At 49.6% G+C, this 8,629-nt stretch carries 5 protein-coding genes; all 5 read right to left on the bottom strand.

Annotated elements, in window-relative coordinates; all coding sequences use genetic code 11:
• Positions 1–3,193: type II CRISPR RNA-guided endonuclease Cas9 (gene cas9, locus Q1M25_RS05965; protein ID WP_300482894.1), on the bottom strand; the 3,193-nt coding region annotated here is incomplete at its 3' end.
• A gap of 269 nt (positions 3,194–3,462) precedes the next feature.
• Complete coding sequence (locus Q1M25_RS05970; protein ID WP_300482897.1) at positions 3,463–4,887, bottom strand: sodium:alanine symporter family protein; 1,425 nt, start codon at positions 4,885–4,887, stop codon at positions 3,463–3,465.
• Between the two features lie 260 nt (positions 4,888–5,147).
• On the bottom strand, positions 5,148–6,659 hold the full coding sequence (gene lysS / locus Q1M25_RS05975) for a lysine--tRNA ligase (RefSeq protein WP_049323415.1): 1,512 nt from the start codon (positions 6,657–6,659) through the stop codon (positions 5,148–5,150).
• A gap of 170 nt (positions 6,660–6,829) precedes the next feature.
• Entirely contained in the window at positions 6,830–8,272 is a 1,443-nt protein-coding gene (gene aldA / locus Q1M25_RS05980; RefSeq protein WP_300482902.1) for an aldehyde dehydrogenase, read from the bottom strand.
• Between the two features lie 147 nt (positions 8,273–8,419).
• Positions 8,420–8,629 (bottom strand): hypothetical protein (locus Q1M25_RS05985; protein WP_300482904.1); only part of this gene is annotated, 210 nt, incomplete at its 5' end.

Here is an 8,629-nt window from a genome sequence, read left to right on the forward strand (position 1 = left end):
GTTCGTCGATTTGGTATTTTTGGAATGAAAGAGCGGTTTTAATTCCGATTCGATATATACCGTCTTTACCTTTAGTTTTATCTAAATCATGTGAACGCAAAGAAATGTTGCCAGTAGAACGATCTAATCCAGAAAAATAGCCGAAGAAAGTTTCTTTTTTAAGTTCAGCTTTAATCAGATCATTCGCATAAAGTACAAACTTAAACTCAAAACTATCATCCATTACCGTCCAATCTTCTTCATCTTTTCCTTGTACAACAGCCCTATCCGGCAAAATCCCTTTTGCGACCTGCCAACTGTAAATCGGGACCAGATAATACTTACCACCTTTCTCAAACACATCTACGCGCACCATGGTTGCGTTGTCGGCAATGCCGTTATGGTTGCGCACCCATACGCCGGTTTTCTGTACTTGCTCTATGCGTACGGCTTTTACCTGTTGGGTGCGGTTGCCTGCTTTATCGTATTTGTAAAACGGTTCGGCAAAGGCTTTGGCAGGATCGTCTTTATGTGCCTCTAGCCGTGCTTTCAGTGCTTCGTATAGCTTAGGTTCGCGCTCCCGATTGACCATTTTTTCCAAGTCTTTCAGTTTTAACTGTGTCAGCGGTACGCGCAACACGCTGATGCCTTCGTCCAGTCGTTTGGCGGATTTGACGGTCTCCATATGGCCTTGCCCACTCATCTTCCGATTGGGCGCGCGTGAAACAAACAGTGGCGTAACGTATTCGTGTACGGCTTCGGGGCGAGATGATAATTTTTCGGCAAGCAACGCGCGCAGTTTTTCTGGGGTATCGGCTTCTTCAAATTCGGGTTTGCCGTCCGGTTTGCCGAAGACGCGAATCATGACTTCTTGTGCGAAAAATTCCCAAGGCTGCGGGAAGTGTGTTTTTTGATGCAGCACTTCTCCTGTTTTTTTATCTATGGTTTTACCGTCAAACGCGTTCATCTCTTTATAGCGTACAAAACGGGTAATTTTCTGCTGCATGGCAACGGTCGAGCAGGCAACGACTACAGCGTCCAAGGCGTGATGGCGGTCGTTTTCCGCACGCACTTTGCGCAATCCCCAAAAGCCGCGCAACAGATTGGTAATTTGTCCATTGGATGCAAAGACACGTCTTTTTCCTTTACCTGTCAGCCGCATACGGTCGGCAATAAATTGGCACAGGAAACGGTTGACGTAGCGCGTATCGTTCAGATTGCGTTCTTTAAAGCCGTCTTCGTCGAATTTTTGCAGCAGAATCCGTTGTTTTTTACTGCGAGGAAAACGGCTAGTTTCAACACGCGCTTTAAATTCCTGCCATTCGCGGCTGTTGTCTTTGCCGTTGAAGTATTCGTAAGGGGTTTGATTACCTTTGTTTTGGTTTTCGCTGCCCAATACCAGCACTTTATTGTTGAAACTGTCGTCCCATGTGCGCGAGAACGGCAGGGCATGGTCGATTTCGACATAGCCTTTTTCGTTCAGACGGCCTAAGTTGATTTCTTTGCCCGAATACAGGCATTTGCCGTGTTGTTGCTCGTACAGGCGCAGTTTCAGAATATCTTTGGATTTGGGTTCGCCGACAAAATTGGGGAAATACTCTCGGAATTTAGCGGCGGCTTTTTCCCGGTCTTTACGGTTTTCTTCTTGGCGTTTTTCGATTTCTTTGCGGTCTTTAAACGATTTACCTACCTCTCTTGCCGTTTCAATATGGATACGTGCAGGGGAGCCATAACGGCGTACAACGGCGTTAATGACTTTTCTGGCTTGAGATAAGGCGCGTAAGACGACTGGGTTACGGATTTTATCGGCGGGAATCGGTGGCAGATAAATCTCTTCTTCCGTATTTTTCTTGCCGTAATGGTCTCCGTAGATTTCGGTGCAGGCTTCATCGTAACGTTTGCCTTGTTCCATTAGAAGCACAATTCGGCGCAATGCTTTCAAGGAAATTTGGACGAACTTGTCGAAGTTGATGTGTTTCAACAGCGCTTCTAAGATTTCGGGCTGAACACGGTCTTTCAGACGGCCTGTAATGTCTTCATCGGTTTTGAACAGGGAGAATGCCGTGCCGATTTCGTCTTGTAATTCGGGAGAAAGGTTTAATGGGGATTTTTTGTCTTTCAATTCTTCTTTTTCCAGCGCACGGCTGATGGTATGGTAGGCCTTCATTTCCATCAATGTCGAGGCTTCGGCATTGTCTTTACCATAGCGTAAGCCTTTGAAAAAGGCGGTATCTTCTAAACCCAGCAGCTTACGGGCTTGTGCGTAAGTCAGTTTGGATTTTCTGTATGGCTCGTCCATAAGCGTGGCGCGTTCGGTATCGGTCAATGGCCGCTCGCTGCCTTGCTCTAAAATACGCAGGTTGTTCAGCTTGGTCAGCCAGATGAAACGTTCGGCTGTGTAGGTGTTTTTAGCGGCTTTCGGCTCTGCCGGCTCAAAGGTGCAATGTCCCAACATTTTTTGAACAGCATCGCCGGACAGCGCAGGGCGTTGCGCCATCAGCAGGGTTTCAATACCTTCTTTAAGGCCGTCTGAAATATGCGAATTGCCAAATTCTTTTTGTTTTTCAAACAGTAAATTCAGCTCTGCCTGCAAATCTTTGCGGCTGAACGTATGCGAGTAATCGCCGCGCTGGTTGCGGATATGGCCGCTTTCTTTCTCAAATTTATTTAAAGCCAATTCGGCCGGTGTGCGGAAATCGCCTATCTGTAAGGTATGGGCATTGTCGGCTACGCCTTTAAGCAAAGCGCCAAGCTCCTTATCGGCAGTTTCGCCCTCGTTTTTTCTTTGCGACAAATAGCCGCGATGTTTGATTAAATGCAATAAGACTGCCGACCACTCCAAAGGCGTCAGTTTGCGGTCTAATGCGGCTGCGCGAAGTTGCCATGGTGTATTCGGTAAGGATTTAATCAAGCCGTTTTCATCAAAATCGGCAGCTTGTAATACGCCTTCGCGTTTCAATAGGCGGCGGGCCCGAAGCAGACGGTGGGCGCGACGGCGGGTCAGGCGGCGAACACTGCGTGCCAAGCGTCTTGCCGCTGCGAGAGAGTCACCTGTTTTCGGAACTTCTGCACGCTCAAATACGCGCACGCCCAAATCAATCAGGCGGATGGGGTTTTCTTCTTCGTCAATTTCTACCATCGCCCAGCCGACGGATGCGATGCCGATATCGAGACCGAGGATGTAGTTGATTGGATTGGGTTTGAATGCAGCCATCAGTTTCTCCGTAATATGATGTTTGGTAAGTATAAATATATCCTAGGTAAGTATTACCATGCAAATGAAATGCTTGACTGGGTGCCGATTTGGAATTAGAATCTGTCCATATTGTTGCACTGCGAAATGAGAAACGTTGCTACAATAAGGCCGTCTGAAAAGATGTGCCGCAACGCTCTGCCCCTTAAGGCTTCTGCTTTAAGGGGCATCGTTTTATCTAGATGGCAGGGATTAAAAAGGCCGTCTGAAATTTCAGACGGCCTTTGGTTTTACCAGATATCGGATTTGATTTTGCGTTTCAAGCCTGGGTGTTCAGAGAGTTTGAACTCTGGGTCTTTACCCATTTTCAGCTTGGCTGTGTAGTCTTTCAACAGCAGGAAGGCAAGTGGGGACAGGAGCAGGATGGCGACGAGGTTAATCCATGCCATGATGCCCATAGCCATGTCTGCCATATCCCATACCAAGGGTACGTTGGCAACTGCGCCGAAGTAGACCCATGCCAAAACCAGCATACGGAAAACGGCGGTAATCAGCCAATGGCTCTTGATGAATTGGACGTTGGACTCAGCATAGGCATAGTTGCCGATAACGGTTGAAAAGGCAAACATAAACAGGATGGCGGCAAGGAAGCCCGCGCCCCATTCGCCTACCTGACTGACGATTGCCGCTTGGGTCAGCGCCGCACCGCTCAGGTCACCGTAAGGCTGTTGATAGGTCAAGACAATAAAGGCGGTGCATGAGCAGACGATGATGGTATCGACGAAAACGCCCAGCATTTGAATCATACCTTGGGAGACGGGGTGTTTCACTTCGGCTGCGGCTGCGGCGTTCGGCGCGGAACCCATACCCGCCTCATTGGAATACAGGCCGCGTTTGATACCCTGCATCATGGTGGTCGAAATCAGACCGCCGAGGAAACCGCCTGCAGCCGAATCGAAGTTGAACGCGTTGGAGAAAATCTGACCGAACACGTCAGGAATCAGGGAAATATTGGTAGCAATGATGAAGAGTGCTATGACGAGATATAAAACCGCCATCAGCGGAACGATAATTTCCGCGGCTTTAGATACGCGACGGATACCGCCGAAGATAATAGGGGCAGTCAGAATGACCAGAGCGACACCGACATAGTGTTGATCCCAGCCCCATGCCGCTTTGGTGGTATCGGCGATGGTATTGGTCTGTACGGCTTCAAATACAAAGCCGAAACAGAAAATCAGGCTCAGGGCGAACAAAACGCCCAGCCATTTTTGTCCCAGACCTTGAGTTATGTAGTAGGCAGGACCGCCGCGGAAGTGGTGGTTGTCGTAGTCCCGGACTTTAAAGAGTTGGGCCAGTGAAGATTCGACAAACGCCGAACTCATGCCGATTAAGGCGGTTACCCACATCCAGAATACCGCGCCTGGCCCACCGAGTTTGATGGCAATCGCCACACCGGCGATGTTGCCCACGCCTACGCGGCTGGCCAAGCCGGTAACAAATGCTTGGAACGGTGTGATTCCGTGCGGATCATCACCTTGTTTGCGACCGCTTAGCATTTCTTTGATACTGCGGCCGAAGAGGCGGAATTGTACAAAACCGGTGGTAACGGTGAAAAAGAGGCCTGCGCCTAAAAGCATATATACCAACCCCGACCACATTGGGTCGTTGATGGCGTTTACCCAGCCGTGAAGCTGTTCGAAAAATTGATCCATACAAACCTTTCAGAGTTTTTGCATTTTCAGACGGCCTGTGTGTGGGCTGTCTGTAATTGGATGTATTCTAGCAGACTGTCAACAAACTGAAAAACGTTTACATATTCTTTTTTATATTATGCTTTTGATTATCATGGAATTTTATTATTATAATGTAAAGGAATTATCGATTTTAATTTTTCCGTTTTACATATTTGAACAAAAAGGCCGTCTGAAAACAGAATCTTGTTTTCAGACGGCCTTGATTTTATTTCAATGTGTTATTCGGGGCGCATTTGTGGGAACAGAATCACGTCGCGGATGGTTTGCGAATCGGTCAGCAACATTACCAAGCGGTCAATGCCGATACCGCAGCCGCCGGTCGGCGGCAAGCCGAATTCCATGGCGCGGATGTAGTCGGCATCGTAGTGCATGGCTTCGTCGTCGCCGGCGTCTTTTTGCGCCACTTGCGCTTTGAAGCGTTCGGCTTGATCTTCCGGATCGTTCAACTCAGAGTAGCCGTTTGCCAGTTCGCGGCCAACAACGAAGAGCTCGAAGCGTTCGGTCAAACCCGGTTTGCTGTCGGATGCGCGTGCCAATGGCGATACTTCGACAGGGTAGTCGATGATGAAAGTCGGGTTCCACAGTTTGCCCTCGGCGCAACCTTCAAACAGGGCGAGTTGCAGACTGCCGATGCCCGGAGAAGGAGGCAGGCTTTCGCCGTGTTTGACGATTTCTTTTTTCAGCCATTCTTCATCGTTCAACTGCTCATCGGTGTAGTGCGGATTGTATTTTTTGATGGCACCGAGAATGGTCAGGCGCTCAAACGGGCTCTCCAAATCGACTTCTTTGCCGTTGTAGCTAATTTTTGCCGTGCCGTTTACCGCGCGGGAAGCGTTGCGGATGATATCTTCCGCCATTTGCATCATGCGTTCGTAGTCGGAGAAGGCTTCGTAGAATTCAATCATGGTGAATTCAGGGTTGTGGCGCACAGACATGCCTTCGTTGCGGAAGCTGCGGTTGATTTCAAACACGCGTTCCAAACCGCCGACAACCAAGCGTTTCAGATACAGCTCGGGAGCGATACGCAGATAGAGCGGAATGTCCAAGGCATTGTGGTGGGTAACGAACGGTTTTGCCGTCGCACCGCCCGGAATCGGGTGCATCATCGGGGTTTCGACTTCGAGATAATGCTCGTTCACCATAAAATTGCGCACAGATTGGATGATTTGGCTGCGTTTGATGAAGGTATTGCGCGATTCTTCGTTGGCAATCAAATCGACGTAGCGTTGACGGTATTTGGTTTCCTGATCGCTCAAACCTTTGTGTTTGTCCGGCAGAGGGCGCAGGGATTTGGACAGCAGACGGATGTTGGACACGCGCACGGTCAATTCGCCGTGGTTGGTTTTGAACAAAGTACCTTCCGCGCCGACGATGTCGCCCAAGTCCCAGTGGTTGAAATCGTCCAAAACTTCCTGACTCACGCCTTTGTTGTTCAGATAAAGCTGGATTTGACCGGTAACGTCTTGAATGGTGGCAAAGCTCGCCTTGCCCATTTGACGTTTGAGCATCATGCGGCCGGCCACTTTGACGGGAATGCCTTGCGGGTCGAGTTCTTCTTTGCTGATTTCGCCGTATTGGGTATGCAGGTCGGCGGCAAAGCTGTCGCGTTTGAAATCGTTAGGGTAGGCGTTGCGTTCTTTGCGGATGTTGTGCAGTTTCTCGCGGCGCAGGGCGATGATTTGGTTTTCGTCCAACTGCGGCTCGATTTGCGGATTGTTTTGTTCGCTCATGGTGTTTTCCGGAAAAATGAGTCAGGCTGCCGGAGTTTTCAGACGGCCTGAATAAAGTGAAAAATTGGCTCTATTTTACGCGATGTCGGTGTTTTTTTCTATAAAGGCAGAAAGGCCGTCTGGAACCTGAAAAATCGGTTTCAGACGGCCTTTTGTTTTATGAAGGGCAGTTAGATATCGGTTTCCAAATAAACAACTTGGGTTTGCAGATATTCTTCCAAACCGTGTTTGCCGTCGGCACCTCCGATACCTGATTTTTTCCAACCAGCATGGAAGCCCTGCATAGCTTCAAAGTTTTCGCGGTTGATGTAGGTTTCGCCGAAACGCAGGCGGCGGGTTACATAAAACGCTTCATTCAGATTGGTGGTATAGACGGAGCTGGTCAGGCCGAATTCGCTGTCGTTTGCCAAGGCGATGACTTGATCGAGTGTGTCGAAAGTGGCAACCGGCAGGACTGGGCCGAAGGTTTCTTCCTTCATGATGTCCATGCTGTTGTCGGTATCGGTCAGCAGGGTAGGTTCGAAGAAGTAGCCTTTGCCGTCGGCACGTTTGCCGCCGCAGACCAGTGTGGCCCCTTGTTTGACGGCGCGTTCGACTTTCTCGGCAACGGCTTTGACGGCGCGCTCTTCAATCAATGGGCCCATTTCCAGTGCTCCGGGTTCAGCCTCGGCCGGGTTGCCGTAGCGCACGCCTTTCATGGCGGTGGTCATTTTTTCGATAAACGCGTCTTTCAGGCTGTTGTGGACATACACGCGTTCGGCGCAGTTGCAGATTTGGCCGGTATTGCCCACGCGTGAAGCCAAGATAGATTTGACGGCCAGATCCAAGTCGGCATCTTTCAGGACGATGGCAGGGGCTTTGCCGCCCAGTTCCAGTGAGACTTTGGTAATGTTGGCGGCGGCGGCTTCCATCACTTGGCGGCCGGCATCGACAGAACCGGTCAGGCTGACCATGTCGACTTGCGGATGTGATGCCAAGGCATTGCCGATTTCTGCGCCCGGACCGTTGACGACGTTGAATACACCGGCCGGTAAGCCTGAAGCATGAACGATTTCAGCAAAGATGTGGCAGTTAATCGGGGTAACGCTGCTTGGTTTGACGACGATGGTATTGCCGGTTACCAAAGCCGGGCCCATTTTGCGGGCGATCAGGAAGAATGGGAAGTTCCACGGCAAAATGCCGGCGATCACACCTAAAGGACGTTTGAACAATAAAATATTTTCACGCGGGCGGTCGCTCTGGATGATTTCACCTTCATAACGGCGCGCCCATTCGGCTTGGTAGTCGAGATAATCGGCAGTGAACATAACTTCTATGCGTGCCAAATCTTTGGTTTTGCCGCCTTCGGCGACAATGGTGTCGGTCAGCTCATCGGCGCGTTCGCGGATGCCTTGGGCAATTTTGCGCAGGTATGCGCCGCGCTCAACGGCAGGCAAACGCTCCCATGCAGTTTGCGCATCTCTGGCCGCGGCAACGGCACGATCAACATCGGCTTTTCCGCCTTTAGGCTCACGCGCGATGACTTCTTCGGTTGCCGGATTCAATACATCACGCCATGTGCCGTTAAAGTCGGTTTCAAAGCGGCCGTTGATATACATAGACAGTTGTTTCATCAAACCTTCTCCTGTTGTTGTAGTTGGATGTAGTTTTAGTCTATGCCTAAATCGTCTAGCATACAAGAGGATTTAGCGTGGGTTGATGATAGGTATTTGGAAGCTTTTAGAAAAAGATGATGGGTGGGGGAGTTGGGTTTGATTGATTCAAGAGGTTGGTGCTGGTGTGATGCCTTGAGTTGCATCCATAACAGCATTGTGACAAAGCTCGAATATTATTGATGTTGATAATAAGGGAGGTATCAAGTGAAGAAAGGTTTGATGGAGAATATAAAAAAACCTGCTTTTTTCAAAGCAGGTTTTCATATTTGGTGGGTCGTGAGCGATTCGAACGCTCGACCAACGGATTAAAAGTCC

Origin of the sequence: uncultured Neisseria sp. (genome assembly GCF_951230505.1) — a bacterium.
Classification (GTDB): Bacteria; Pseudomonadota; Gammaproteobacteria; order Burkholderiales; family Neisseriaceae; genus Neisseria.